General features: G+C 34.8%; 23 protein-coding genes, 4 tRNA genes and 1 rRNA gene. 20 read left to right on the top strand and 8 right to left on the bottom strand.

Going from position 1 to position 26696, the window contains the following annotated elements:
• Window positions 1-51: 51 nt before the first annotated feature.
• Window positions 52-2595: a YfhO family protein gene (locus tag HMPREF0851_RS13180; protein ID WP_000764983.1), complete on the top strand. Its 2544-nt coding sequence runs from the start codon at window positions 52-54 to the stop codon at window positions 2593-2595.
• Between the two features lie 29 nt (window positions 2596-2624).
• Here the strand turns inward: HMPREF0851_RS13180 and HMPREF0851_RS13175 are convergent, their stop codons facing one another.
• A complete protein-coding gene (locus HMPREF0851_RS13175; RefSeq protein ID WP_000472078.1) occupies window positions 2625-5078 on the bottom strand; it encodes a YhgE/Pip domain-containing protein in 2454 nt (817 codons plus the stop codon).
• A 127-nt stretch (window positions 5079-5205) separates the two neighbouring features.
• Between HMPREF0851_RS13175 and HMPREF0851_RS13170 the strand changes: the two genes are divergently transcribed.
• Window positions 5206-5748, top strand: a complete 543-nt coding sequence (locus HMPREF0851_RS13170) for a TetR/AcrR family transcriptional regulator (protein ID WP_001158256.1) — start codon at window positions 5206-5208, stop codon at window positions 5746-5748.
• A 40-nt stretch (window positions 5749-5788) separates the two neighbouring features.
• On the opposite strand, the gene HMPREF0851_RS13165 is transcribed toward HMPREF0851_RS13170, so the two are convergent.
• The 7 genes from HMPREF0851_RS13165 to rlmH all read right to left on the bottom strand — a co-directional run bounded on the left by HMPREF0851_RS13165 (window position 5789) and on the right by rlmH (window position 8972).
• Window positions 5789-5862 (bottom strand) — tRNA-Asn (locus tag HMPREF0851_RS13165).
• 5 nt (window positions 5863-5867) lie between these two features.
• Window positions 5868-5939, bottom strand: a tRNA-Glu gene (locus HMPREF0851_RS13160).
• A 51-nt stretch (window positions 5940-5990) separates the two neighbouring features.
• Window positions 5991-6743: a competence system response regulator transcription factor ComE gene (comE, locus tag HMPREF0851_RS13155; protein WP_000866064.1), complete on the bottom strand. Its 753-nt coding sequence runs from the start codon at window positions 6741-6743 to the stop codon at window positions 5991-5993.
• Complete coding sequence (gene comD, locus HMPREF0851_RS13150; RefSeq protein ID WP_009014409.1) at window positions 6740-8065, bottom strand: competence system sensor histidine kinase ComD; 1326 nt, start codon at window positions 8063-8065, stop codon at window positions 6740-6742. The genes comE and comD overlap by 4 nt, the downstream gene beginning before the upstream one ends.
• 12 nt (window positions 8066-8077) lie before the next feature.
• The gene (comC, locus tag HMPREF0851_RS0104290; RefSeq protein WP_025169899.1) at window positions 8078-8209 is read right to left on the bottom strand and encodes a competence-stimulating peptide ComC; all 132 of its coding nucleotides are present in this window, start codon (window positions 8207-8209) and stop codon (window positions 8078-8080) included.
• A 166-nt stretch (window positions 8210-8375) separates the two neighbouring features.
• Window positions 8376-8449: transfer RNA gene (locus tag HMPREF0851_RS13145), tRNA-Arg, on the bottom strand.
• A 43-nt stretch (window positions 8450-8492) separates the two neighbouring features.
• Complete coding sequence (gene rlmH / locus HMPREF0851_RS13140) at window positions 8493-8972, bottom strand: 23S rRNA (pseudouridine(1915)-N(3))-methyltransferase RlmH (protein ID WP_000695938.1); 480 nt, start codon at window positions 8970-8972, stop codon at window positions 8493-8495.
• Between the two features lie 183 nt (window positions 8973-9155).
• Here rlmH and HMPREF0851_RS13135 point away from each other — a divergent pair, with 183 nt between their 5' ends.
• The 18 genes from HMPREF0851_RS13135 to HMPREF0851_RS0104280 form a co-directional block, all read left to right on the top strand.
• Entirely contained in the window at window positions 9156-10337 is a 1182-nt protein-coding gene (locus HMPREF0851_RS13135; protein ID WP_000681588.1) for a S1C family serine protease, read from the top strand.
• A 57-nt stretch (window positions 10338-10394) separates the two neighbouring features.
• Window positions 10395-11153: a ParB/RepB/Spo0J family partition protein gene (locus HMPREF0851_RS13130; RefSeq protein WP_000410389.1), complete on the top strand. Its 759-nt coding sequence runs from the start codon at window positions 10395-10397 to the stop codon at window positions 11151-11153.
• A gap of 213 nt (window positions 11154-11366) precedes the next feature.
• Window positions 11367-12728, top strand: coding sequence for a chromosomal replication initiator protein DnaA (dnaA, locus tag HMPREF0851_RS13125; RefSeq protein ID WP_000660609.1), 1362 nt, complete (start codon window positions 11367-11369; stop codon window positions 12726-12728).
• Between the two features lie 158 nt (window positions 12729-12886).
• Window positions 12887-14023, top strand: coding sequence for a DNA polymerase III subunit beta (dnaN, locus tag HMPREF0851_RS13120; protein WP_000581173.1), 1137 nt, complete (start codon window positions 12887-12889; stop codon window positions 14021-14023).
• A gap of 64 nt (window positions 14024-14087) precedes the next feature.
• On the top strand, window positions 14088-14282 hold the full coding sequence (locus HMPREF0851_RS13115; protein WP_000285186.1) for a DUF951 domain-containing protein: 195 nt from the start codon (window positions 14088-14090) through the stop codon (window positions 14280-14282).
• A gap of 84 nt (window positions 14283-14366) precedes the next feature.
• The gene (gene ychF, locus HMPREF0851_RS13110; protein ID WP_000244522.1) at window positions 14367-15482 is read left to right on the top strand and encodes a redox-regulated ATPase YchF; all 1116 of its coding nucleotides are present in this window, start codon (window positions 14367-14369) and stop codon (window positions 15480-15482) included.
• 72 nt (window positions 15483-15554) lie between these two features.
• Window positions 15555-16124 carry an aminoacyl-tRNA hydrolase gene (pth, locus tag HMPREF0851_RS13105; RefSeq protein WP_000161511.1) on the top strand — a complete coding sequence of 190 codons (570 nt, stop codon included), beginning with the start codon at window positions 15555-15557 and terminating at the stop codon, window positions 16122-16124.
• On the top strand, window positions 16125-19634 hold the full coding sequence (mfd, locus tag HMPREF0851_RS13100; protein WP_000258127.1) for a transcription-repair coupling factor: 3510 nt from the start codon (window positions 16125-16127) through the stop codon (window positions 19632-19634).
• A gap of 57 nt (window positions 19635-19691) precedes the next feature.
• Window positions 19692-19958 carry an RNA-binding S4 domain-containing protein gene (locus HMPREF0851_RS13095; protein ID WP_001234978.1) on the top strand — a complete coding sequence of 89 codons (267 nt, stop codon included), beginning with the start codon at window positions 19692-19694 and terminating at the stop codon, window positions 19956-19958.
• Window positions 19951-20319 carry a septum formation initiator family protein gene (locus tag HMPREF0851_RS13090; RefSeq protein ID WP_000041905.1) on the top strand — a complete coding sequence of 123 codons (369 nt, stop codon included), beginning with the start codon at window positions 19951-19953 and terminating at the stop codon, window positions 20317-20319. Before HMPREF0851_RS13095 ends, HMPREF0851_RS13090 begins: the two co-directional genes overlap by 8 nt.
• Window positions 20320-20323: 4 nt before the next feature.
• The gene (locus HMPREF0851_RS16670) at window positions 20324-20446 is read left to right on the top strand and encodes an SP_0009 family protein (RefSeq protein WP_000429334.1); all 123 of its coding nucleotides are present in this window, start codon (window positions 20324-20326) and stop codon (window positions 20444-20446) included.
• A complete protein-coding gene (locus tag HMPREF0851_RS13080) occupies window positions 20439-21707 on the top strand; it encodes a serine hydrolase (RefSeq protein WP_001224765.1) in 1269 nt (422 codons plus the stop codon). Before HMPREF0851_RS16670 ends, HMPREF0851_RS13080 begins: the two co-directional genes overlap by 8 nt.
• Window positions 21704-22981 carry a tRNA lysidine(34) synthetase TilS gene (gene tilS / locus HMPREF0851_RS13075; RefSeq protein ID WP_001209060.1) on the top strand — a complete coding sequence of 426 codons (1278 nt, stop codon included), beginning with the start codon at window positions 21704-21706 and terminating at the stop codon, window positions 22979-22981. The genes HMPREF0851_RS13080 and tilS overlap by 4 nt, the downstream gene beginning before the upstream one ends.
• Before the next feature lie 4 nt (window positions 22982-22985).
• Window positions 22986-23528, top strand: coding sequence for a hypoxanthine phosphoribosyltransferase (gene hpt, locus HMPREF0851_RS13070; protein ID WP_000892172.1), 543 nt, complete (start codon window positions 22986-22988; stop codon window positions 23526-23528).
• Window positions 23529-23543: 15 nt separating this feature from the next.
• Window positions 23544-25502 carry an ATP-dependent zinc metalloprotease FtsH gene (gene ftsH / locus HMPREF0851_RS13065; RefSeq protein WP_000744573.1) on the top strand — a complete coding sequence of 653 codons (1959 nt, stop codon included), beginning with the start codon at window positions 23544-23546 and terminating at the stop codon, window positions 25500-25502.
• 120 nt (window positions 25503-25622) lie between these two features.
• A complete protein-coding gene (locus tag HMPREF0851_RS13060; RefSeq protein WP_000914533.1) occupies window positions 25623-26102 on the top strand; it encodes a sigma-70 family RNA polymerase sigma factor in 480 nt (159 codons plus the stop codon).
• Between the two features lie 91 nt (window positions 26103-26193).
• Window positions 26194-26265 (top strand) — tRNA-Glu (locus HMPREF0851_RS13055).
• A gap of 240 nt (window positions 26266-26505) precedes the next feature.
• Window positions 26506-26696 (top strand): 16S ribosomal RNA (locus HMPREF0851_RS0104280); the annotation flags it as partial.

Here is a 26696-nt window from a genome sequence, read left to right as displayed (position 1 = left end):
AAAACTCAGTTGGGTTAACCAGCTGGGTTTTCTAACATTTTATGAGGTAACATGAAATTATTTTTTAAAACATATTGGACCTATTTTGTTTCTTTCATCATTCCCGTAGTCATTATGATAGGAGTATATCTATCTCAAGGTATCTACTGGAATAGCGATACATCTCCACTATTAGGAGATGGGTTTCATCAATACGTTATTTTTGATGTAGCTTTACGAAATATCCTACATGGAAATGGTAGTCTGTTTTACACCTTTACAAGTGGCCTCGGATTAAATTTCTATGCCCTATCTAGTTATTACTTGGGAAGTTTCCTTTCACCTCTAGTTTACTTTTTTAATCTGTCGAATATGCCAGATGCTGTCTATCTGACAACTCTCTTAAAATTTGGATTGATTGGACTGTCAACCTATTTTAGTTTAAATAAATTATTTCAATCGATTCCTAAGCCTTTAAAACTAACTTTATCTACTTCCTATGCTCTGATGAGTTTCTCTGTCAGTCAACTAGAGATAAAAACTTGGCTAGATGTTTTTATCTTAATTCCTTTAATTATAACTGGTTTATACCTGCTTATCACTGAAAAGAAATTCCTATTGTACTTTACAAGTCTGTCAATTTTGTTTATTCAAAATTATTATTTTGGCTATATGACAGCATTGTTTCTTATTTTCTGGTATCTCTGCCAAATTTCTTGGGACTTTAAGACTCGAAAATCATCGGTTCTTGATTTCATAGTCACATCCTTTTTAGCTGGTATGGCTAGTTTGATTCTGACTCTTCCTACTCTATTTGATTTACAGACACATGGAGAAAAATTAACTGAAGTTACAAAGTTTCAAACTGAAAGTAGCTGGTATCTTGATCTCTTTGCTAAGCAATTCATTGGTTCCTTTGATACAACAAAGTATGGGGCTATTCCAATGATTTTTGTCGGACTACTTCCCTTTATTTTGACCATTTTATTTTTTACACTGAAATCTATTAAGTTTCACGTGAAACTTATCTATGCAATTTTCTTTACATTTCTAATTGCAAGCTTTTATATAGAAGTGCTTGATTTATTTTGGCAAGGCATGCATACTCCAAATATGTTTTTACATCGCTATGCTTGGATTTTTTCTACCTTGTTAATTTACACAGCAGCAGAAGTCTTAAATCGTCTGAAAGAACTTAAAGTATGGAATTTTTTATCTTCGCTTTTTCTTGCAGTAACAGGATTTTTAGCTACCATCTATCTCAAATCGCATTATTCTTTTTTAACAGATTTGAATATTCTACTGACTCTTGAATTTTTGGTTGTCTATTCGCTTTTACTCCTTGCAGTTATTAAAAAGTTTATCACTGTAAATCTATTTGCCATTCTAATCTCTTTATTTATAATGGTTGAAATGAGTTTAAATGCCTCATCTCAAATGGACGGAATTGCTAAGGAATGGGGATTTGCTTCTCGAAGTGCTTATAATCGAGATATCCCAGCTATGGACTCTTTCTCAACATATATTAGAAATCAATTTACTCGTACTGAAAAACTAGAAACTCAAACAGGAAATGACAGTATGAAATTCAATTACAATGGAATCTCTCAATTTTCTTCTGTTCGAAATCGTTCAGCAAGCTCTACTTTAGATAAACTTGGGTTTAAATCCTCTGGGACCAATCTCAATCTCCGTTATGCCAATAATAGCATTTTAGCTGATAGTTTATTTGGAATTCAGTACAATATCTCAGAAAACCCTATTGATAAGTATGGTTTCCAAGTTGTATATCAAAAAGATAATCTTGCCCTATATGAAAATCAATTCTCTCTTCCGATTGCCTTTGCTAGTCAATCTGTTTACAATGATGTCAAGTTCAATGAACATACCTTGGATAATCAGGCCTCGTTTTTAAATCAACTTGCTAACGTCAATTTTGATTATTTTTCTCCAATCCCTCATGACAAAATAGAAAATACTAATGATTTGATTAGTCTTACAAGTTCTTCAAATGAGGATGCAGCAATCCAGTATCAAATTGAAATACCAGAAAACAGCCAGGTTTATCTTTCGTTCACAAACCTTCACTTTTCTAATGATAAACAAAAAAAGGTTGACATTCTTGTCAATGGGGAGAAGAAAACTTTTACAACTGATAATGCCTTCTCCTTCTTTAATCTAGGCTATACAAAAGAGAAAAAAACTTTCAATATTCATGTTAGTTTCCCTGGAAATTCACAAGTATCATTTGAACCTCCTACCTTCTATCGTTTAGATCCCCAAACTTTAACTGAGGCCATTCAAAAAATTAAAGAGCAACCTGTAACAGTATCAACTTCTAAAAACAAGGTCTTTGCTAGATATAATGTTAAACAAGATACGTCCATTTTCTTCACCATTCCTTATGACAAAGGCTGGTCTGCCTACCAAGATGGTAAGAAAATAGAAATTAAACAAGCTCAAACTGGTTTTATGAAAGTTGACGTTCCTAAGGGAAAAGGAACTATTACACTTTCCTTTATTCCTAATGGGTTTGTTGTTGGAGCAATCTGTTCCTTTACTTCTCTCTTACTATTTGGAATCTATAATCACAAACGAAAGTCATCTAAGACATAAAAAATCGACCAGTTAAGCGGTCGATTTTTTTAATCTTCTTCCATTTTCTTAGATTGATGGGCTAGCATACCTAAACCAATAAATAGAGCTAGTATCACAGCAAGGAAAATGACTTGATGATGAATATTTCCTGTCATAGAGATTGTTTGTCGTAATCCCGAAACTGAATAACTCATTGGTAACCAAGGATTAATAGCTCTAAAGAAATCATTTGTCAAAGCAAGTGGATAAGTACCGGCACTTGATGCCAACTGTAATAAAAGCAAGATAAGAGAGAAGAAAGCTCCTATACGGCTATTCCACGTTGTTAAAGCAGTCACCATAGACATGAATACTAAACTTGTTAAGATGATGAGAATAAATGTTCTCATTTCATGATTAGCAGTTAGACCAATAAGATGAACTCCTCCATATACCAAAATCCCTGCTAAAATAGCTATAATACCATTTATTTCAGCTCTAGATTTCAACCAAGCCCAACGGCTCTCTGGATGACGTCCTGAAGGCAGCTTCGCAAAGATCATATTCGTTGATATTGCTACAACAAAAAGAGCAACTGATATCATATAAGGAGCCATTGCAACTCCATTTACAGGAACTTGATCATTGTCTGTTTTAGAAAGACTGAGAGGATTTGATAAAATCTCTGCATTTTTAGATTCCGTAGATGCTGATTTGAGTTGATCACTAGCATTACTCAATCCTTGTCCTAAAGAAGCAAGTCCTGTCTGTAGACCTTCCAATCCGGAAGTTAACTTTGTTCCACCTTCTGCTAGTTTCCCAGCTCCATCTGCCAATTTATTAGCTCCATTCTCTAATTGAGAAGCACCTGAAAGTAACTGACTGGATTTATCAGCTAATTGGCCCGATCCTAACTGCAATTTATCAACTCCTGCTATTAATTCTTGGCTATTTTGATTCAATTGGTTAGAGCCAGTTGATAATTTTTCAATACCAGACACTAATTCTGGAGTTTTTTCAACTAATTGACCAACTCCTGCTGTCAAGTTAGAAGATTTTTGTGTCAAGGTAGTTGAGCCTGAAACTAGTTGATCCAAACTACCTGTCAAGGTGGAATTCTTTTCACTTAGTTGACTTGCGCCCTGAGAAACTTTATCAACACCTGTAGTATATGCGTTTACACCTGATGCAATTGACTGACTGGCAGGAACTAATTTACTAGTAACAGCTCCTTGTATCTCTGTTAATCCACTTGACAATCCTGTCAAAGAAGTAGAAGCACGCGGTAATACTTGATTAGCTTGATTTTTTAACGTCGAAAGATTAGAAGATTGATTTTGTAAGTTTTCTAAACTTCCCTGTAAACCTTGTACTAAAGCTATAATTGACTGAGCCGATTGAATACTATCAGTCGAATTTTGAGATACAGAAGCACTTATCTCAGCTTGTTGCTCACTTGTCAAGGATTGATAAGCTGCTGTTGATTGAATATTGGCTAATGTAGTTGCTTTTTCAGACTGAGCACTTACTAGCATTTGATTAGAAAGAGATACTATACTTGATAAAACAGAATCTAACTGTTTTGTATCTCCAACATCAATATTTTGAATAACTTGATTTAACTGATTCAGACCAGAAGATAATTGATTAATTTGATCTTTTTGCCCAGACGAAGCATCTAACTTACTAGAAAGTTGTTGAATCCCTTCACTTAATTGCTCCACACCCATTTGAAGGGTAGCTGATTGACTAGATAACTGACTCACTGCACCAGTATATGTAACTAAACCACTATTAAAATTCCCTAAGCCAAGATGAAGTTGTTCAACACCAGAGACATATGAGGATAATCCTTTAGTAAACTGCTCCGTTCCATTTGAAAATGTTAAACTTGAATCTGCTAAAGAGTTTAGGTTAGTTGTTAATGTTTGACTTCCTGCCACTAACTGATTCGCTCCATCAGTTAATTTTTCACTGCCTGAAGCTGCTTGATTCATACCATCCTTTAAATCAATCATTTTGTTAAATAAAGCTTTGGTATAGGTCTTGGTTACATTAGTAGAAACATTCTGCTTTAATTGTGTCATAGCAGAATCGCTCATCTTGCTAGCAATAAAACTATGACCACTTGAAGTCTGATAATCGATTTGCATTTGCTCTGGATGATCCGTTAAAATAGAAGCTGCTTTTTCAGATAAATCACTTGGTAAAGTCACTACCATATAGTAATCACCATTTTCTAAGCCCTTCTTACCTTCTTCTTCATCTACAAAATGAAAATCCAAAGTTTTATTTTCTTTTAAATTGGACACCATGTCTTTTCCTATAGACATGCTATTACCATTATAGGAAGCCTCTTTATCATTATTGACAACTGCCACAGGTAAATCAGACAATTGCCCATATGGATCCCACATTGAGGACAAAAATATGACATTGTACAGAGCTGGAACAAGAGAAATTCCTATCATGACAATAATAAAGGTTGGTTTTTTAAAAATTGCTTTCCATTCTTTAAACATAGTTTCTCCTTTTTTAAACATATTGTCTAAAATTTTGATATAATAGATTATACATTAAAAAATCTAAATTACAAGATAAAAAATCTATTTTTAGACATATAGTCTAATTTGTTTACAAGGAGGAAGTATGCAAGAAAGTAACAAACGCTTAAAAACAAAGCAAACTATTGAAAATGCTATGGTACAACTACTGATGGAACAGCCATTTGATCAAATTTCTACTGTCAAGTTAGCAGAAAAAGCCGGAATTAGTCGTTCCAGCTTCTATACTCACTATAAGGATAAGTATGATATGATTGAGCACTATCAAAGCAAGCTATTTCATACATTTGAATATATTTTTCAAAAACATGCTCAGCACAAAAGAGATGCTATTTTAGAAGTATTTGAATATCTAGAGTCAGAACCACTTCTGGCTGCTCTGCTTTCTGAAAATGGTACCAAAGAAATCCAAAATTTCTTAAGAAATAAACTTCATATCATGCTCAGCACAGATTTACAAAAACGCTTTATGCAACTGAATCTCAATACCACTGAATTAGAATATAGTAGCATCTATCTAACTCACGCACTTTTTGGTGTCTGCCAAACTTGGATTGCACATGGAAAAAAAGAAAGTCCTCAAGAAATAACAGACTTCCTTATGAAGATGCTTGGTGATACAAATTGATACAAAAAAGGGAACAACACTATGTTCCCTTTTATCTATACTCCGCCAGTAGGACTCGAACCTACGACATCATGATTAACAGTCATGCGCTACTACCAACTGAGCTATGGCGGATAAAATAGTCCGTACGGGATTCGAACCCGTGTTACCGCCGTGAAAAGGCGGTGTCTTAACCCCTTGACCAACGGACCTTCTATCTGTAGCAGATATAACCATTATATCAATTTCTTACTAATTGTCAATCACTTTTTAGATTTTTTCTCTAGAATATCTTTTAATTTTCTAATTTTTAACCTTGAAATAGGACAACGATGGTCTTCATAGAAAACAATTTCCAGATTTTTTCGATCAATTTCTCTGATATTGCCTATATTTACCAAAAATGACTTATGAGGAGAATAAAATCGCTGAGTATGTTTGTCCTTTTCCTGAATATCTGTCATTGTTCCATAGAACTCTTTTGCAAAATTCTTACCAATAATGCGTAATTTATGAGAGACACCTGTCGTTTCAATATACAAAATATCATGGTAAGGAATTTTTAAATCATTTCCCTTGTAATTGTAATCAAAATAATCTACAACATCTTCATTTTCAAGTAACATACTCTTCGTGTAGAATATATTTTGCTCAATTCTCTTCTTAAACATCTCATCATTGATATCCTTATCAACAAAATCTAGGGCTGATACCTGGTATTTATAGGTTAGAGTCGCAAACTCTGATCGACTGGTGATAAAGACGATAATAGCGTAAGGATTGTAATGACGAATGAGCTGAGCAACCTCAAATCCTTTTTTCTCAATTCCATGAATATCAATATCTAGGAAATAAAGCTGATTTACTTCATCATTTTCAATGTATTCTTCAAATTCACGGACTTTTCCCGTTGTCTTGTATGATATTGGAATATTCGATTCTTTCGAAATTTCATCCAATATTCTTTCTAGTCTCACTTGATGTTCAATAACATCCTCTAAAATTAAAACTTTCATTCAAATTCCCTCTTAAATCTAATAATTTGTCTAAATGTACTTCCTTCCATCTCTGTTTCTAAAATAATATTGTTGTACTTATCTAGTAGTTCTTTCACATTATTTAATCCTACTCCGCGATTTCTTCCCTTAGTGGAGAATCCTAAAGCAAATAGATCTCCTGAAGGAGTCATCGTCATTTTACATGAATTCTGAATCACAATAACTGTTTCAGTTTCCATCTTAATAACTGCTACTTCCATCTGCTTTTTATAGCTATCAGCCGATCCTTCGACAGCATTGTTCAATAAAACGCTCATGATACGAACCAAATCCAATAGTTCAATTGGGAGCTTGGTAATCGTATCTTTTACTTCCAGTGTAAACTCTACACCATTATTTCGAGCATAGACAATTGACTGTGCAACCAAGCTTCGTAAAGCTGAATCTTCTATATTGTTCAAATCAAAGTAAGTGTACTTATCTGAACGCAGTTTATGATTTGCTTTGACCAAAACTTCATTGTAAACTCTGTCAATTTCCTGTAAATCACCACTGTCAATTGCCATCTGCATACTGACAAGCATCCCAGCATAGTCATGTCGAAAACCACGAATTTCATTATACAGACCGACAATTTCATCTGTGTAGTTTTGTAAATGTTTCTGTTCAAATTTCTTCTGCTTCAAAGCAATCTCTTTTTCTATTTGTTCTTTATGCGAATTCATTGCAAAGAAGGTCAAAAGGAGAGAAATAAAGACAATAGATGATAAAATACTTCCAAAACTATTCAAATGTTTAATCGTACTTACCATATCTGAAACGAAAGATGCAGTATGGAGCAGTAGTAAAGCAAAAAATACTTTTTTCAAGAAGGGATAAAGGTAGTCCTTGTCAAAATAGGCTAGTTCCAAATGGAAATAATGAATGATTGTTACGATAACGACATAAGTCAACACCGTTACAACGAAAAAGAATAACCCATAATATTGTAAAACAAAATTGTCTCCTGTTATAGAGGAAAAAGTTACGGACAGAAAGGTGTGAGGACTCTCATATAAAAGAGATAGTAGTAAACTTAGGAATAGTCCTCTATCCCTCTCATACTGTTTAATCCATCGAAAATAGGAATATAGGCCCAAAGGAAATAAAAATGTTGCAATCCCTAACCCATCTAAAGATAGAAAATAAAAAGGAAGACCAAGGACTATTTGTAATAGTAGTGTATAAGCACCAAAAATGTATAATTCCTTTGATTTTATTTGACCTTTACAAATTAAATGGTAACTGTGACTAATAATTAAAAAATATAATATAAAATCTACTACTAAGAAAAAATCCATTCTGCCACTCCTTTATCTTCTTCTAAAGAAATTAAACAAATTAAACAAAGCATCATCTAGTTTCCTCATCTCCCCACCTTGAATCTTTTGCAAGTCTTTTTCCTTCAAGGCTACAAACTGTTCCAATTTAACTGTGTTTTTCATAATAAAATCTCCTAAAATGTTTTTTTCTTGTAAGCTAACTTACAAAAACCATTATACAAAATGGAATTTCATTTTAGATAAAATTCTCTCAACTGTCATTTTTTTCTCCCCAAGTGTACTTTTTTTAAGAAAAAAGCCGGGAAAATTCCCAGCTTTGCTACTATATTGATCCCAGCAGGATTCGAACCTGCGACCGTTCGCTTAGAAGGCGAATGCTCTATCCAGCTGAGCTATGAGACCTAACACAATCATTCTACCAAAAATTCAATTAAAAGTCAATTTTCTATTTATGATAGGGGGATCCCTGCTGAATCGTAAAAGCGCGATAGATTTGTTCAACAAGGACTAGTCTCATTAACTGATGGGGCAAAGTTAGACGACCAAAACTGACAGAAAGATTAGCTCTCTTTTTTACAGATGATGACAATCCTAAACTTCCCCCAATAATAAAAGTAAGAGTAGAAAATCCTTTTATAGAAGCTTCTTCTAACTGCTTACTAAATTCTTCCGAGGAGAAAGTTTTCCCTTCTATAGCCAAGACAATAACGAAATCACGGTCACCAACTTTTGATAAAATTCTCTGACCTTCTATTTCTAAAATCTTTTGATTTTCTGATTCACTGGCCCTATCTGGTGTTTTTTCATCTGCTAACTCAATCATTTCAAGCTTAGCAAATCGAGAAATTCGTTTTGAATATTCTGCGATACCATCTTTTAAATACTTTTCTTTCAGTTTCCCAACTGTTACAACTTTAATTTTCATGACTCTATTCTAACATATTCTCTATTTTTTCACATCTTATTCACAAAATAAAAGGTTAATTTTAGCCGAGAAAATCACAGATTTTTGAAAGTTATCCACAATCTGTGAAAAACTTTTGTGTTTAAGTTATAATTAAGCTAGTCAGTTTATACTTTCAGTAATTTCAAATAAATGGAGGCAAATATGAAACATCTAAAAACATTTTACAAAAAAGGGTTTCAATTATTAGTCGTTATCGTCATTAGCTTTTTTAGTGGATCCTTGGGTGGTTTTTCAATAGCTCAACTAACTCAAAAAAGTACTGTAAGTACCTCTAACAACAATAGTACTATTACACAGACTGCCTATAAGAACGAAAATTCAACAACTCAGGCTGTTAATAAAGTAAAAGATGCCGTTGTTTCTGTTATTACTTATTCAGCAAACAGACAAAATAGCGTATTTGGTAATGATGATACTGATACAGATTCTCAACAAATCTCTAGTGAAGGATCTGGAGTTATTTATAAAAAGAATGACAAAGAAGCTTACATTGTCACCAACAATCACGTTATAAATGGTGCCAGCAAAGTAGATATTCGTTTGTCAGATGGAACTAAAGTACCTGGAGAAATTGTCGGAGCTGACACTTTCTCTGATATTGCTGTCATCAAAATCTCTTCAGAAAAAGTGACAACAGTAGCTGAGTTTGGTGATTCTAGCAAGTTAACCGTAGGAGAAACTGCTATTGCCATCGGTAGCCCGTTAGGTTCTGAATATGCAAATACTGTTACTCAAGGTATCGTATCTAGTCTTAATCGAAATGTATCTTTAAAATCTGAAGATGGACAAGCCATTTCTACAAAAGCCATCCAAACTGATACTGCTATTAACCCAGGTAACTCTGGTGGCCCACTTATCAATATTCAAGGACAGGTTATCGGAATTACCTCAAGTAAAATTGCCACAAATGGAGGAACCTCTGTAGAAGGTCTTGGTTTTGCAATCCCTGCAAATGATGCTATCAATATTATTGAACAATTAGAAAAGAACGGAAAAGTGACGCGTCCAGCTTTGGGCATCCAAATGGTCAATCTCTCAAATATTAATACAAGTGATATTAGAAGATTGAATATTCCAAGTAATGTAACATCTGGTGTAGTTGTTCGTTCTGTGCAGAGCAATATGCCTGCTAATGGCCATCTTGAAAAATACGACGTTATTACAAAAGTAGATGACAAAGAGATTGCTTCATCAACAGACTTACAAAGTGCTCTTTACAATCATTCTATCGGAGACACCATTAAGATAACTTACTATCGTAACGGTAAAGAAGAAACTACATCTATCAAACTTGACAAGAGTTCAGGTGATTTAGAATCTTAATTGACATCTATGTAAAGAAAGCTTTACATAAGAGAAAAGATGTGTTAGTGTAGAATCATGGAAAAATTTGAAATGATTTCTATCACAGATATACAAAAAAATCCCTATCAACCCCGAAAAGAATTTGATAGAGAAAAATTACATGAACTATCACAGTCTATTAAAGAAAATGGGGTCATCCAACCGATTATTGTTCGTCAATCTCCTGTAATTGGTTATGAAATCCTTGCAGGAGAGAGACGCTATCGGGCTTCACTTTTAGCAGGTCTAACGTCTATCCCAGCTGTTGTTAAGCAGCTTTCAGACCAAGAGATGATGGTTCAGTCCATCATTGAAAATTTACAGAGAGAAAATTTAAATCCAATAGAAGAAGCACGCGCCTATGAATCTCTCGTAGAGAAAGGATTTACCCATGCTGAAATTGCAGATAAAATGGGCAAGTCTCGTCCTTACATCAGCAACTCCATTCGCTTGCTTTCCTTGCCAGAACAGATCCTCTCAGAAGTAGAAAATGGCAAACTATCACAAGCACATGCACGTTCGCTAGTTGGTTTGAATAAGGAACAACAAGACTATTTCTTTCAACGAATCATCGAGGAAGATATTTCTGTAAGGAAGTTAGAAGCTCTTCTGACAGAGAAAAAACAAAAGAAACTTCAAAAAACGAATCATTTCATACAAAATGAGGAAGAACAATTAAAAAAACTACTCGGATTAGATGTAGAAATCAAACTGTCTAAAAAAGATAGTGGAAAAATCATTATTTCTTTTTCAAATCAAGAAGAATACAGTAGAATTATCAACAGCCTGAAATAAGGCTGTTCTTTTATTTTTTTATCTCACAAGGTTATCCACTATTTTTTTTCAATAAAAAGCTTAAAAAGTCAATAGTTTTTGGTTTTATCCCCAACCTGTGGATAAAACTTGGTAACATTGTGGATTATTTTTCACAGCTTGTGGAAAATTCTTGCTCTCTATGGTAAAATAGGTCTAGTATTAAACTTTTAAATAGTAAAGGAGGAGAAAGAATTGAAAGAAAAACAATTTTGGAATCGTATCTTAGAATTTGCGCAAGAAAGACTGACTCGATCCATGTATGATTTCTATGCTATTCAAGCTGAACTCATCAAGGTAGAGGAAAATGTTGCTACTATATTTTTACCACGATCTGAAATGGAAATGGTCTGGGAAAAACAACTAAAAGATATTATTGTCGTTGCTGGATTTGAAATTTATGATGCTGAGATTACTCCCCACTATATTTTCACTAAACCTCAAGATACGACTATCTCACAAGTTGAAGAAGCTACCAATTCAACTCTTTATGACTATAGTCCAAAGTTGGCATCTATTCCTTATTCGGATACTGGATTAAAAGAGAAGTATACCTTTGATAATTTTATCCAAGGGGATGGAAATGTTTGGGCTGTATCAGCCGCTTTAGCTGTCTCTGAAGATTTGGCTCTGACCTATAACCCTCTTTTTATCTATGGAGGACCTGGGCTTGGTAAGACTCACTTATTAAACGCTATTGGAAATGAAATTCTAAAAAATATTCCGAATGCACGTGTCAAATATATACCTGCTGAAAGTTTTATTAATGACTTTCTTGATCACTTAAGACTAGGGGAAATGGAAAAGTTTAAAAAGACATACCGTAGCCTTGATCTTTTGTTAATCGATGATATCCAGTCACTCAGCGGAAAAAAAGTCGCAACTCAGGAAGAATTTTTCAATACCTTTAACGCCCTTCATGACAAGCAAAAACAGATTGTCCTAACGAGTGATCGTAGTCCAAAACATTTAGAAGGGCTCGAAGAAAGGCTTGTCACGCGCTTTAGTTGGGGGTTAACCCAAACTATCACACCTCCTGACTTTGAAACACGTATTGCCATTTTACAAAGTAAAACGGAACATTTAGGCTACAATTTCCAAAGTGATACTCTAGAATACCTAGCTGGGCAATTTGATTCAAATGTTCGAGATCTTGAGGGAGCCATCAACGACATCACTTTAATTGCCAGAGTAAAAAAAATCAAGGATATCACTATTGATATTGCTGCAGAAGCCATTAGAGCTCGCAAACAAGATGTTAGCCAAATGCTCGTCATCCCAATTGACAAAATCCAAAATGAAGTTGGTAACTTTTATGGTGTCAGTATCAAAGAAATGAAGGGAAGCAGACGCCTTCAAAATATTGTGTTAGCCCGTCAAGTAGCCATGTATTTATCTAGAGAACTAACAGATAATAGTCTTCCAAAAATTGGGAAGGAATTTGGAGGAAAAGATCATACAACAGTCATTCATGCCCATGCAAAAATTAAATCTTTGATTGATGAAGACGATAATTTACGTTTAGAAATTGAATCAATCAAAAAGAAAATAAAATAACTTGTGGATAACTTTCGCATTTTTATCTTTTTTATCCACATTTTTTAAACAATCCAAAAATCTTGATATGACTTGCTTTAAGTCTGTTTTCCACAGATTTCACAGACTCTATTATTACTATTATCCTTCTAATACTAAAAATAAATAAAGGAGAATCCATGATTCATTTTTCAATTAATAAAAATTTATTTCTACAAGCCTTAAATACTACTAAGAGAGCTATTAGCTCTAAAAATGCCATTCCTATTTTATCAACCGTAAAAATTGACGTAACCAATGAAGGTGTTACTTTAATTGGTTCAAATGGTCAAATTTCAATTGAAAATTTTATTTCTCAAAAAAATGAAGATGCTGGTTTGTTAATTACTTCTTTAGGTTCTATCCTTCTTGAAGCTTCTTTCTTCATCAATGTGGTATCTAGTCTACCTGATGTGACTCTTGATTTTAAAGAAATTGAACAAAATCAAATTGTTTTAACCAGTGGCAAATCAGAAATTACCCTAAAAGGAAAAGATAGCGAACAATATCCACGAATTCAAGAAATTTCAGCAAGTACTCCTTTGGTTCTTGAAACAAAATTACTCAAGAAAATTATCAATGAAACAGCATTTGCTGCAAGTACACAAGAAAGTCGTCCGATTTTAACAGGTGTTCATTTTGTATTGAGCCAACACAAAGAGTTAAAAACAGTTGCAACAGACTCTCATCGTCTAAGCCAGAAAAAATTGACTCTTGAAAAAAATAGTGATGATTTTGATGTCGTGATTCCTAGCCGTTCTCTACGCGAATTCTCAGCGGTATTTACAGATGATATTGAAACTGTAGAGATTTTCTTTGCCAATAACCAAATCCTCTTTAGAAGCGAAAATATTAGCTTCTATACTCGTTTGTTAGAAGGTAACTATCCTGATACAGATCGTTTGATTCCAACAGACTTTAACACTACAATTACTTTTGATGTTGTAAACTTACGCCAGTCAATGGAACGTGCTCGTCTTTTATCAAGTGCTACTCAAAATGGTACTGTGAAACTTGAAATAAAAGATGGGGTTGTTAGCGCTCATGTTCACTCTCCAGAAGTTGGTAAAGTAAACGAAGAAATTGATACTGACCAGGTTACTGGTGAAGATTTGACCATTAGTTTCAACCCAACTTACTTGATTGATTCTCTTAAGGCTTTAAATAGCGAAAAGGTGACTATTAGCTTTATCTCAGCTGTTCGTCCATTTACTCTTGTACCAGCAGATACTGACGAGGACTTCATGCAACTCATTACACCAGTTCGTACAAATTAAGTGAAAGAGGTTGAGCCTAGCTCGCCTCTTTTATGATATAATCGAAAAAGAAAAGGAGAGTAGTATGTATCAAGTTGGAAATTTTGTTGAGATGAAAAAACCACATGCTTGTACTATCAAGTCAACTGGTAAAAAAGCAAATCGTTGGGAAATTACACGTGTAGGGGCAGATATCAAAATCAAATGCAGTAATTGTGACCATGTTGTCATGATGGGACGCTATGATTTTGATCGAAAAATGAATAAAATTATTGACTGAAAACCCTTAGTTAGAGGGTTAGCAAGTTTTCCCTTTTTGTGTTATAATATTAGGGATTGAAATGAAAACGGAGAATGAGAAAATATGGTTTTAACAGCAGGTATCGTTGGTTTGCCAAACGTTGGTAAATCAACACTATTTAATGCAATTACAAAAGCAGGAGCAGAGGCAGCAAACTACCCATTTGCGACGATTGATCCAAACGTTGGAATGGTAGAAGTTCCAGATGAACGCCTACAAAAACTAACTGAAATGATTACTCCTAAAAAGACAGTTCCAACAACATTTGAATTTACAGATATTGCAGGGATTGTAAAAGGAGCTTCAAAAGGAGAAGGACTAGGGAATAAATTTTTGGCCAATATTCGTGAAGTAGATGCGATTGTTCACGTAGTTCGTGCTTTTGATGATGAAAACGTCATGCGCGAGCAAGGACGTGAAGATGCCTTTGTGGATCCACTTGCAGATATTGATACCATTAACCTAGAATTGATTCTTGCTGACTTGGAATCAGTCAATAAACGCTATGCGCGTGTAGAAAAGATGGCACGTACGCAAAAAGATAAAGAATCTGTAGCAGAATTTAATGTTCTTCAAAAGATTAAACCAGTCCTTGAAGATGGAAAATCAGCTCGTACAATCGAGTTTACAGATGAAGAACAAAAAGTTGTCAAAGGTCTCTTCCTGTTGACGACTAAACCAGTTCTTTATGTAGCGAATGTGGACGAGGATGTGGTTTCAGATCCTGACTCTATCGACTATGTTAAACAAATTCGTGAATTCGCAGCGACAGAAAATGCTGAAGTAGTTGTTATTTCTGCGCGTGCTGAGGAAGAAATTTCTGAGTTAGACGAAGAAGACAAGCAAGAGTTTCTTGAAGCACTTGGTTTGACAGAATCAGGCGTTGACAAGTTGACTCGTGCAGCTTACCACTTGCTTGGACTGGGAACTTACTTCACAGCTGGTGAAAAAGAAGTTCGAGCTTGGACATTCAAACGTGGTATGAAGGCTCCACAAGCAGCTGGTATTATCCACTCAGACTTTGAAAAAGGCTTTATTCGTGCAGTAACCATGTCATATGAGGATTTAGTGAAATACGGATCTGAAAAAGCCGTAAAAGAAGCTGGACGCTTGCGTGAAGAAGGAAAAGAATATGTCGTGCAAGATGGCGATATTATGGAATTCCGCTTTAACGTTTAATCAATATTAAAAATAATGTCAATTAGGTTGGAAAATAATTCCAACCCTTTTGGCTTTTGAAAGGAAAAATAAATGACAAAAATACTTGTGGGATTGGGAAATCCAGGAGATAAATATTTTGAAACCAAACACAACGTTGGCTTTATGCTGATTGATCAACTAGCGAAAAAACAAAATGTCACTTTTACACACGATAAGATATTTCAAGCTGACCTAGCATCTTTTTTCCTAAATGGAGAAAAAATTTATCTGGTCAAACCAACGACCTTTATGAATGAAAGTGGAAAAGCAGTTCATGCTTTATTGACTTACTATGGTTTGGATATTGAAGATTTACTTATCATTTACGATGATCTTGACATGGAAGTTGGAAAGATTCGTTTAAGAGCAAAGGGCTCTGCAGGTGGTCACAATGGTATTAAGTCTATTATTCAACATATTGGAACTCAGGTCTTTAACCGTGTTAAGATTGGAATCGGAAGACCTAAAAATGGTATGTCAGTTGTTCACCATGTTTTGAGTAAGTTTGACAAGGATGATTATATTGGTATTTTACAGTCTATTGACAAAGTTGACGATTCTGTAAACTACTATTTACAAGAGAAAAATTTTGAGAAAACAATGCAGAGGTATAACGGATAAATGGTGACCTTATTAGATTTATTCTCAGAAAATGATCAGATTAAAAAATGGCATCAAAGTTTAACAGATAAGAAAAGACAACTAATACTTGGTTTATCAACGTCTACTAAGGCTTTTGCAATTGCAAGCAGTTTAGAAAAAGAAGATAAGATTATGTTGTTGACGTCAACTTATGGAGAAGCAGAAGGACTTGTTAGTGATCTTATCTCTATCTTGGGTGAGGAACTTGTCTATCCATTTTTGGTAGATGACTCCCCTATAGTCGAGTTTTTGATGTCTTCACAAGAAAAAATCATTTCACGGGTTGAAGCATTGCGTTTTTTGACTGATTCATCTAAGAAAGGGATTTTAGTTTGTAATATCGCAGCAAGTCGATTGATTTTACCGTCTCCCAATGTATTTAAAGATAGTATTGTAAAAATCTCAGTTGGTGAAGAATATGATCAACACGCGCTTATCCATCAGTTAAAGGGAATAGGCTATCGAAAAGTTACACAAGTACAAACTCAAGGCGAATTTAGTATGCGAGGAGATATTTTAGATATTTTTGAAATATCCCAGTTAGAACCTTACCGAATTGAGTTTTTTGGTGATGAAGTCGATGGTATCAGGTCATTTGAAGTCGAAACACAATTATCGAAAAAAAATCAGACAGAACTCACCATATTTCCAGCTAGTGATATTCTTTTGAAAGAAAAGGATTATCAACAAGGTCAGTCAGTTTTAGAAAAACAGATTTCAAAAACTTTATCACCTATTTTAAAATTATACTTAGAAGAAATTCTTTCAAGTTTTCACCAAAAACAAATTCATTCTGATTCACGGAAATTTTTATCTTTGTGTTATGACAAGACATGGACTGTTTTTGACTATATTGAAAAAGATACCCCAATATTCTTTGATGATTATCAAAAATTGATGAATCAGTATGAAATATTTGAAAGAGAATTAGCGCAATACTTTACAGAAGAATTACAGAATGGTAAAGCAGTTTCTGAAATGCAGTATTTTGCAGATACAGAGCAGATCTATAAAAAACAGAGTCCGGTTACCTTTTTCTCTAATCTGCAAAAGGGGTTAGGAAATCTCAAGTTTGACAAAATTTATCAATTTAATCAATATCCTATGCAGGAGTTTTTCAATCAATTTTCTTTTCTAAAAGAAGAAATTGAGCGATACAAAAAAATGGATTACACTATTATTCTGCAGTCTAGCAATTCAATGGGAAGTAAAACATTGGAGGATGTTTTAGAGGAATACCAGATTAAATTGGATTCTAGAGATAAGTCAAATATCTGTAAAGAATCTGTAAACTTAATTGAGGGTAATCTCAGACATGGTTTTCATTTTGTAGATGAAAAGATTTTATTGATTACTGAACATGAGATTTTTCAAAAGAAATTGAAACGTCGTTTTCGAAGACAACATGTTTCAAACGCAGAGAGATTAAAAGATTACAATGAACTTGAAAAAGGAGATTACGTTGTTCACCATATTCATGGAATTGGTCAATATCTAGGAATTGAAACAATTGAAATAAAAGGAATCCACCGCGATTATGTCAGTGTCCAGTATCAAAATGGGGATCAAATCTCCATCCCAGTGGAACAGATTCATCTACTATCTAAATATGTTTCAAGTGATGGTAAAGCGCCCAAACTCAATAAATTAAATGACGGTCATTTTAAAAAGGCCAAGCAAAAGGTTAAGAATCAGGTAGAGGATATAGCTGATGATTTAATCAAACTCTATTCTGAACGCAGCCAGTTGAAGGGTTTTGCTTTCTCATCTGATGATGAAGATCAACATGCTTTTGATGATGCCTTCCCTTATGTTGAAACGGATGATCAACTTCGTAGTGTTGAGGAAATCAAGAGAGATATGCAGGATTCTCAGCCAATGGATCGACTTTTAGTTGGGGATGTTGGTTTTGGAAAGACTGAAGTTGCTATGCGTGCAGCCTTTAAGGCAGTCAATGATCACAAACAGGTTGTCGTTCTAGTTCCGACGACGGTTTTAGCACAACAGCACTATACGAATTTTAAGGAACGATTCCAAAATTTTGCAGTTAATATTGATGTGTTAAGTCGTTTTAGAAGTAAAAAAGAGCAGACTGAAACACTTGAAAAATTGAAAAACGGTCAAGTTGATATTTTGATTGGAACCCATCGTGTTTTGTCTAAAGATGTTGTGTTTGCTGATTTGGGCTTGATGATTATAGATGAGGAACAGCGATTTGGTGTCAAGCATAAGGAAACCTTGAAAGAACTGAAGAAACAAGTGGATGTCCTGACCTTGACAGCAACGCCAATTCCTCGTACCCTTCATATGTCTATGCTGGGAATCAGAGATTTGTCTGTTATTGAAACTCCGCCGACTAATCGTTATCCAGTGCAAACCTATGTTTTGGAAAAGAATGATAGTGTCATTCGTGATGCGGTCTTGCGTGAAATGGAGCGTGGAGGTCAAGTTTACTATCTTTACAACAAAGTTGACACGATTGACCAAAAGGTTTCAGAATTACAGGAGTTGATTCCAGAGGCTTCGATTGGATATGTTCACGGGCAAATGAGTGAGATTCAGTTAGAAAATACTCTACTGGATTTCATTGAAGGTCAGTATGATATTTTGGTGACGACTACCATTATCGAGACAGGGGTGGACATTCCAAATGCCAATACCTTGTTTATCGAAAATGCAGACCATATGGGCTTGTCAACTTTGTATCAGTTAAGAGGAAGAGTTGGTCGTAGCAACCGCATTGCTTATGCCTATCTCATGTATCGTCCAGAAAAATCAATCAGTGAGGTCTCTGAAAAGAGATTAGAGGCAATTAAAGGATTTACAGAATTGGGCTCCGGATTTAAGATTGCAATGCGAGATCTTTCGATTCGTGGAGCAGGAAATCTTTTAGGAAAGTCTCAGTCTGGTTTCATTGATTCTGTTGGTTTTGAATTATATTCGCAGTTACTAGAGGAAGCTATTGCTAGAAGAAACGGTAATGCTAACACTAACACAAGAACCAAAGGGAATGCCGAATTGATTTTGCAAATTGATGCCTATCTTCCTGATACTTATATTTCTGATCAAAGACATAAAATCGAAATTTACAAGAAAATTCGTCAAATTGACAACCGTGTCAATTATGAAGAGTTACAAGAGGAGTTGATGGATCGTTTTGGAGAGTATCCAGACGTTGTAGCCTATCTTTTAGAAATTGGTCTAGTCAAGTCATATTTTGATAAGGTCTTTGTAGAACGTGTGGAAAGAAAAGAAAATAAGATTACAGTTCAATTTGAAAAAATTACTCAGCGACTGTTCTTGGCTCAAGATTATTTTAAATCTTTATCCGCAACGAATTTAAAAGCAGCCATAGCTGAGAATAAGGGACTAATGGAAGTCGTATTTGATGTCCGAAACAAGAAGGACTATGAAATTTTAGAAAGTCTGCTCATTTTTGGAGAAAGTTTATTAGAGATAAAAGAGTCAAAAGAAAGCAATTCCCTTTAACATTTTTCTTCTATAAAATGGATAAAAATGGTACAATAATAATTTGAGGTAATAAAAATGAGATTAGACAAATATTTAAAAGTATCAAGAATTATCAAGCGTCGTACAGTCGCAAAGGAAGTAGCTGATAAAGGTAGAATCAAGGTGAATGGAATCTTGGCCAAAAGTTCAACAGATTTGAAAGTTAATGATCAAGTTGAAATTCGTTTTGGCAATAAGTTGCTACTTGTCAAAGTACTGGAGATGAAAGATAGTACAAAAAAAGAAGATGCAGCAGGCATGTATGAAATCATCAGTGAAACACGGGTAGAAGAAAATGTCTAAAAATATCGTACAATTGAATAATTCTTTTATTCAAAATGAGCACCAACGTCGTCGCTATCTGATGAAAGAACGACAAAAACGTAATCGTTTCATGGGTTGGGTTCTGATTTTGATGATTTTATTGTTCATTTTACCAACTTATAACCTTGCTCAAAGCTATCACCAATTACTCCAAAGACGTCAACAGTTGTCAGACTTGCAAACTCAGTATCAAACCTTGAGTGAGGAAAAGGAGAAGGAGACAGCTTTTGCTACAAAGTTGAAAGATGAAGATTACGCTGCTAAATACATGCGTGCAAAATATTATTATTCTAAGAATCGGGAAGCTGTTTATACGATTCCTGACTTGCTTCCAAGGTGATAAAATGGAAAATTTATTAGATGTAATTGAGCAATTTTTGAGTCTATCGGATGAAAAGCTGGAAGAGCTAGCTGATAAAAATCAATTATTGCGTTTACAAGAAGAAAAGGAAAGGAAGAATGCGTAAATTCTTAATTATTTTGTTGCTACCGAGTTTTTTGACCATTTCAAAAGTCGTTAGCACAGAAAAAGAAGTTGTCTATACTTCGAAAGAAATTTATTACCTTTCACAATCTGACTTTGGTATTTATTTTAGAGAAAAGCTAAGTACTCCTATGGTTTATGGAGAAGTTCCTGTCTATGCAAATGAAGATTTAGTGGTAGAATCTGGAAAATTGACTCCTAAAACAAGTTTTCAAATAACCGAGTGGCGCTTAAATAAACAAGGAATTCCAGTATTTAAGTTATCCAACCATCAATTTATAGCTGCAGACAAACGATTTTTATATGATCAGTCAGAGGTAACTCCAACAATAAAAAAAGTATGGTTAGAATCAGGTTTTAAACTGTATAATAGTCCTTATGATTTAAAAGAGGTGAAATCATTCTTATCAGCTTATTCGCAGGTATCAATCGATAAGACCATGTTTGTAGAAGGAAAAGAATTTCTACATATTGATCAGGCCGGATGGGTGGATAAAGAGTCAACTTCTGAAGAAGATAATCGGATGAGTAAAGTCCAAGAAATGTTATCTGAAAAATATCAAAAAGATTCTTTCTCTATTTATGTTAAGCAATTGACTACTGGAAAAGAAGCTGGTATCAATCAAGATGAAAAGATGTATGCAGCTAGTGTTTTAAAACTCCCTTATCTCTACTATACGCAAGAAAAAATAAATGAGGGTCTATATCAGTTAGATACGACTGTAAAATACGTATCAGCAGTTAATGATTTTCCAGGTTCTTATAAACCAGAGGGAAGTGGTAGTCTCCCTAAAAAAGAGGATAATAAAGAGTATTCTTTAAAAGATTTAATTACGAAAGTAGCTAAAGAATCGGACAATGTAGCTCATAATCTATTGGGATATTACATTTCAAATCAATCTGATACAACATTTAAGTCCAAGATGTCTGCTATTATGGGAGATGATTGGGATACGAAAGAAAAATTGATTTCTTCTAAAATGGCTGGGAAAGTCATGGAAGCTATTTATAATCAAAATGGATTTGTATTGGAGTCTTTAACAAAAACAGATTTTGATAATGAGCGAATTGCCAAAGGTGTTTCTGTGAAGGTAGCTCATAAAATTGGGGATGCGGACGAATTTGAGCATGATACGGGTGTTGTCTATGCAGATTCTCCATTTGTTCTTTCTATTTTCACTAAAAATTCTGATTATGATACGATTTCTCAGATAGCTAAAGATGTTTATGAGGTTCTAAAATGAGGGAACAGGATTTTTTAAATCATTTTCTCAAGAGAGGATATTTTAAAAAACATACTAAGGTGGTGCTAGCTCTTTCTGGTGGATTAGATTCTATGTTTCTATTTAAGGTATTGTCTACGTATCAAGAAGAGTTAGAAATTGAATTGATTCTAGCTCATGTGAATCATAAGCAGAGAGTAGAATCAGATTGGGAAGAAAAGGAATTAAGGAAGTTAGCTGCTGAAGCAGAGCTTCCTATTTATATCAGCAATTTTTCAGGAGAATTTTCAGAAGCGCGTGCTCGAGATTTTCGTTATGATTTTTTTCAAGAGGTCATGAAAAAGACAGGTGCTACAGCCTTGGTCACTGCCCACCATGCTGATGACCAGGTGGAAACGATTTTGATGCGTTTGATTCGAGGCACTCGCTTGCGCTATCTATCAGGAATTAAGGAGAAGCAAGTAGTCGGGGATATAGAAATGATTCGTCCCTTCTTGCAATTTCATAAAAAAGACTTTCCATCAATTTTTCATTTTGAAGATATATCAAATCAGGAAAATCATTATTTTCGAAATCGTATTCGAAACTCTTATTTACCAGAATTGGAAAAAGAAAATCCTCGATTTAGGGATGCAATCTTAAGTCTCGGCAATGAAATTTTAGATTATGATTTGGCAATAGCTGAACTATCAAAGAATATTGATGTAGAAAATTTAGAGCAACTATTGTCTTACTCTGATTCGACACAAAGAGTTTTACTTCAAACTTATCTGAATCGTTTTCCAGATTTGAATCTTACAAAAGCTCAGTTTGAAGAAGTTCGGCAGATTTTAAAAATTAAAAGCCAGTATCGTCATCTGCTTAAAAATGGCTATGAATTGATAAAAGAGTATCAAAAGTTTCAGATTTGTAAAATCAGTCCGCAGGCTGATGAAAAGGAAGATGAATTTGTGTTACACTATCAAAATCAGGTTACTTATCAAGGATATTTATTTTCCTTTGGACTTCCTTTAGAAGGTGAGTCAATTCAACAAATACCTGTTTCACGCGAAACATCCATATACATTCGTCATCGAAAACCAGGAGATGTTTTGATTCAAAATGGGCATAGAAAAAAACTCAGACGTCTATTTATTGATTTGAAAATTCCTATGGAAAAGCGAAACTCTGTCCTGATTATTGAGCAATTTGGTGAAATTGTCTCAATTTTGGGAATTGCGACCAGTAATTTGAGTAAAAACACGAAAAATGATATAATGAACACTGTACTTTATATAGAAAAAATAGATAGGTAAAAAAATGTTAGAAAACGATATTAAAAAAATCCTCGTTTCACACGATGAAATTACAGAAGCTGCTAAAAAATTAGGTGCTCAATTAACTAAGGACTATGCAGGAAAAAATCCAATTTTAGTTGGGATTTTAAAAGGATCTATTCCTTTTATGGCTGAATTGGTCAAACATATCGACACACATATTGAAATGGACTTCATGATGGTTTCTAGTTACCATGGTGGAACAGCAAGTAGTGGTGTTATCAATATTAAACAAGATGTGACTCAAGATATCAAAGGAAGACATGTTCTATTTGTAGAAGATATCATTGATACAGGTCAAACTTTGAAGAATTTGCGAGATATGTTTATTGCAAGAGATGCAGCTTCTGTTAACATTGCAACCTTGTTGGATAAACCAGAGGGTCGTGTTGTAGAAATTGAGGCAGACTATACCTGCTTTACTATTCCAAATGAGTTTGTAGTAGGTTATGGTTTAGATTACAAAGAAAATTATCGTAACCTTCCTTATGTTGGAGTATTGAAAGAAGAAGTGTATTCAAATTAGAAAGAACAATTTTTAATGAAAAAACAAAATAATGGTTTAATTAAAAATCCTTTTCTATGGTTATTACTTATTTTTCTCCTAGTTACAGGTTACCAGTATTTTAGTACAGGTAGTGTTGCAGGGAAAAGTGAGCAAATTAATTATACAGAATTGGTAAAAGAAATTACCGATGACAATGTAAAAGAATTGACTTACCAACCAAATGGCAGTGTTATCGAAGTTTCAGGTGTTTATAAAAATCCTAAAACAAGTAAAGAAGAAACAGGTATCCAGTTCTTTTCTCCTTCTGCTACAACAGTAGAGAAATTTTCAAGTATTATTCTTCCTTCAGATACTACAGTATCAGAATTGCAAAAACTTGCTTCTGACCATAAGGCGGAAGTAACTGTTAAGCATGAAAGTTCAAGTGGTATGTGGATTAATATTCTTGTATCCATTGTGCCATTCGGTATTCTTTTCTTCTTCCTATTCTCTATGATGGGAAATATGGGAGGAAATAATGGCCGTAACCCAATGAGTTTTGGACGAAGTAAGGCTAAAGCCGCAAATAAAGAAGATATTAAAGTAAGATTTTCAGATGTGGCTGGAGCTGAGGAAGAAAAACAAGAACTAGTTGAAGTTGTTGAATTTTTAAAAGATCCAAAACGATTTACAAAACTTGGAGCTCGGATTCCAGCAGGTGTTCTTTTGGAGGGACCTCCGGGAACAGGTAAGACTTTGCTTGCTAAAGCAGTCGCCGGAGAAGCAGGTGTTCCATTCTTTAGTATTTCAGGTTCTGACTTTGTAGAAATGTTTGTCGGGGTTGGTGCAAGTCGTGTTCGTTCTCTTTTTGAAGATGCCAAAAAAGCAGCACCAGCTATCATCTTTATCGATGAAATTGATGCTGTTGGACGTCAACGTGGAGTTGGTCTTGGCGGAGGAAATGATGAACGTGAACAAACCTTGAACCAACTCTTGATTGAGATGGATGGTTTTGAGGGAAATGAAGGAATTATTGTCATTGCTGCAACGAACCGTTCAGATGTACTAGACCCTGCCCTTCTGCGTCCAGGACGTTTTGATAGAAAAGTATTGGTTGGCCGTCCTGATGTTAAAGGTCGCGAAGCAATCTTGAAAGTTCATGCTAAGAACAAGCCTTTAGCAGAAAATGTTGATTTGAAATTAGTGGCTCAACAAACTCCTGGCTTTGTTGGTGCTGATTTAGAGAATGTCTTGAATGAAGCAGCTTTAGTTGCTGCTCGTCGTAATAAATCAATCATTGATTCCTCAGATATTGATGAAGCAGAAGATAGAGTTATTGCTGGACCTTCTAAGAAAGATAAGACAGTTTCACAAAAAGAACGTGAATTGGTTGCCTATCATGAGGCAGGACATACCATTGTTGGTCTAGTCTTGTCGAATGCCCGTGTTGTTCATAAAGTTACTATCGTACCACGCGGACGTGCAGGCGGATACATGATTGCACTTCCTAAAGAAGATCAAATGCTTCTTTCTAAAGAAGATATGAAAGAGCAATTGGCTGGATTAATGGGTGGACGTGTAGCTGAAGAAATTATCTTTAATGTCCAAACTACAGGAGCTTCAAACGATTTTGAACAAGCGACACAAATGGCGCGTGCAATGGTTACAGAGTACGGTATGAGTGAAAAACTTGGCCCAGTACAATATGAGGGCAATCATGCTATGTTTGGAGCACAAAGCCCACAAAAATCAATTTCAGAACAAACAGCTTATGAAATTGACGAAGAGGTTCGCTCATTATTAAATGAAGCACGAAATAAAGCTGCTGAAATTATTCAGTCAAATCGTGAAACTCACAAGTTGATTGCAGAAGCATTATTGAAATACGAAACATTGGATAGCACACAAATTAAATCTCTTTACGAAACAGGAAAGATGCCTGAAACAGTAGAAGAGGAATCACATGCACTATCTTACGATGAAGTAAAGTCAAAAATGAATGATGAAAAATAACCCTGAGAGAGGCATGTCCTCTCTTTTTTGTGCAGTTGAGGAACTAAAGGGTGCAGAATGGATGAAATGTGCCAAAAGTGTATCTGAATCTGTTAGACTGTATCTAGAAAGGGGAAGATTATGCTTAAAAAAATGTATGAAGAAGTCCAAGGGATTGTGTACAAGTGTAGAAATGAATATTACCTTCATTTATGGGAGTTATCGGATTGGGACCAAGAGGGAATGATTTGCTTACATGAATTGATTAGTAGAGAAGAAGGAATAGTAGAAGATATTCCTCGTTTAAGGAAATATTTTAAGACTAAGTTCCGGAATCGGATTTTAGATTATATCCGTAAACAAGAAAGTCAAAAACGAAGATATGATAAAGAACCGTATGAAGAAGTAGGTGAGATAAGTCATCGTGTAAGTGAGGGAGGACTCTGGCTAGATGATTATTATCTCTTTCATGAAACATTGAGAGATTACAGAAACAAACAAAGTAAAGACAAACAAGAAGAGTTAGAACGCGTCTTAAGAGATGAACGCTTCCGAGGGCGTCAAAGAGTGCTAAAGGACTTACGTATTGTGTTTAAAGAGTTTGACATCCGTACTCATTAGGAATTCATGCAAAAAAATAAAAAAGTTTAAAAAAGGTGTTGACAAAGTTTAAAAAGTCGGTATAATAGTAAGAGTTGAAAACACCAGCTCAGGTCCGTTGGTCAAGGGGTTAAGACACCGCCTTTTCACGGCGGTAACACGGGTTCGAATCCCGTACGGACTATGGTATGTTGCAGATGAAATACTGATTGAAAAAATTAAAAAAAGTTTCAAAAAAGTGTTGACAAGCGAAAGTGACTGTGATATACTAATATAGTTGTCGCTTGAGAGAAGCGAGTGACAAAGACCTTTGAAAACTGAACAAGACGAACCAATGTGCAGGGCACTACAACAACTGTTGTAGTACTGAACAATGAAAAAACAATAAATCTGTCAGTGACAGAAATGAGTGAGAACTCAAACTTTTAATGAGAGTTTGATCCTGGCTCAGGACGAACGCTGGCGGCGTGCCTAATACATGCAAGTAGAACGCTGAAGGAGGAGCTTGCTTCTCTGGATGAGTTGCGAACGGGTGAGTAACGCGTAGGTAACCTGCCTGGTAGCGGGGGATAACTATTGGAAACGATAGCTAATACCGCATAAGAGTAGATGTTG

Source organism: Streptococcus sp. M334 (assembly GCF_000187745.1).
Taxonomy (GTDB): Bacteria; Bacillota; Bacilli; order Lactobacillales; family Streptococcaceae; genus Streptococcus.
The sequence above is the reverse complement of the archived record's forward strand: the minus strand, read 5'-3'. Positions and strand labels throughout refer to the sequence as shown.

Bases quoted from the DNA above. Each gene is read 5' to 3' on its own strand.
- HMPREF0851_RS13180 (WP_000764983.1), top strand. From the start codon at position 52: ATGAAATTATTTTTTAAAACATATTGGACCTATTTTGTTTCTTTCATC.
- ychF (WP_000244522.1), top strand. From the start codon at position 14,367: ATGGTTTTAACAGCAGGTATCGTTGGTTTGCCAAACGTTGGTAAATCA.
- HMPREF0851_RS16670 (WP_000429334.1), top strand. From the start codon at position 20,324: ATGGAAAATTTATTAGATGTAATTGAGCAATTTTTGAGTCTATCGGAT.
- comC (WP_025169899.1), bottom strand. From the start codon at position 8,209: ATGAAAAACACAGTTAAATTGGAACAGTTTGTAGCCTTGAAGGAAAAA.
- tilS (WP_001209060.1), top strand. From the start codon at position 21,704: ATGAGGGAACAGGATTTTTTAAATCATTTTCTCAAGAGAGGATATTTT.
- HMPREF0851_RS13080 (WP_001224765.1), top strand. From the start codon at position 20,439: ATGCGTAAATTCTTAATTATTTTGTTGCTACCGAGTTTTTTGACCATT.
- HMPREF0851_RS13175 (WP_000472078.1), bottom strand. From the start codon at position 5,078: ATGTTTAAAGAATGGAAAGCAATTTTTAAAAAACCAACCTTTATTATT.
- comD (WP_009014409.1), bottom strand. From the start codon at position 8,065: ATGGATTTTTTCTTAGTAGTAGATTTTATATTATATTTTTTAATTATT.
- HMPREF0851_RS13090 (WP_000041905.1), top strand. From the start codon at position 19,951: ATGTCTAAAAATATCGTACAATTGAATAATTCTTTTATTCAAAATGAG.
- pth (WP_000161511.1), top strand. From the start codon at position 15,555: ATGACAAAAATACTTGTGGGATTGGGAAATCCAGGAGATAAATATTTT.
- hpt (WP_000892172.1), top strand. From the start codon at position 22,986: ATGTTAGAAAACGATATTAAAAAAATCCTCGTTTCACACGATGAAATT.
- HMPREF0851_RS13130 (WP_000410389.1), top strand. From the start codon at position 10,395: ATGGAAAAATTTGAAATGATTTCTATCACAGATATACAAAAAAATCCC.
- rlmH (WP_000695938.1), bottom strand. From the start codon at position 8,972: ATGAAAATTAAAGTTGTAACAGTTGGGAAACTGAAAGAAAAGTATTTA.
- comE (WP_000866064.1), bottom strand. From the start codon at position 6,743: ATGAAAGTTTTAATTTTAGAGGATGTTATTGAACATCAAGTGAGACTA.
- HMPREF0851_RS13095 (WP_001234978.1), top strand. From the start codon at position 19,692: ATGAGATTAGACAAATATTTAAAAGTATCAAGAATTATCAAGCGTCGT.
- HMPREF0851_RS13170 (WP_001158256.1), top strand. From the start codon at position 5,206: ATGCAAGAAAGTAACAAACGCTTAAAAACAAAGCAAACTATTGAAAAT.
- HMPREF0851_RS13060 (WP_000914533.1), top strand. From the start codon at position 25,623: ATGCTTAAAAAAATGTATGAAGAAGTCCAAGGGATTGTGTACAAGTGT.
- HMPREF0851_RS13115 (WP_000285186.1), top strand. From the start codon at position 14,088: ATGTATCAAGTTGGAAATTTTGTTGAGATGAAAAAACCACATGCTTGT.
- ftsH (WP_000744573.1), top strand. From the start codon at position 23,544: ATGAAAAAACAAAATAATGGTTTAATTAAAAATCCTTTTCTATGGTTA.
- HMPREF0851_RS13135 (WP_000681588.1), top strand. From the start codon at position 9,156: ATGAAACATCTAAAAACATTTTACAAAAAAGGGTTTCAATTATTAGTC.
- dnaN (WP_000581173.1), top strand. From the start codon at position 12,887: ATGATTCATTTTTCAATTAATAAAAATTTATTTCTACAAGCCTTAAAT.
- mfd (WP_000258127.1), top strand. From the start codon at position 16,125: ATGGTGACCTTATTAGATTTATTCTCAGAAAATGATCAGATTAAAAAA.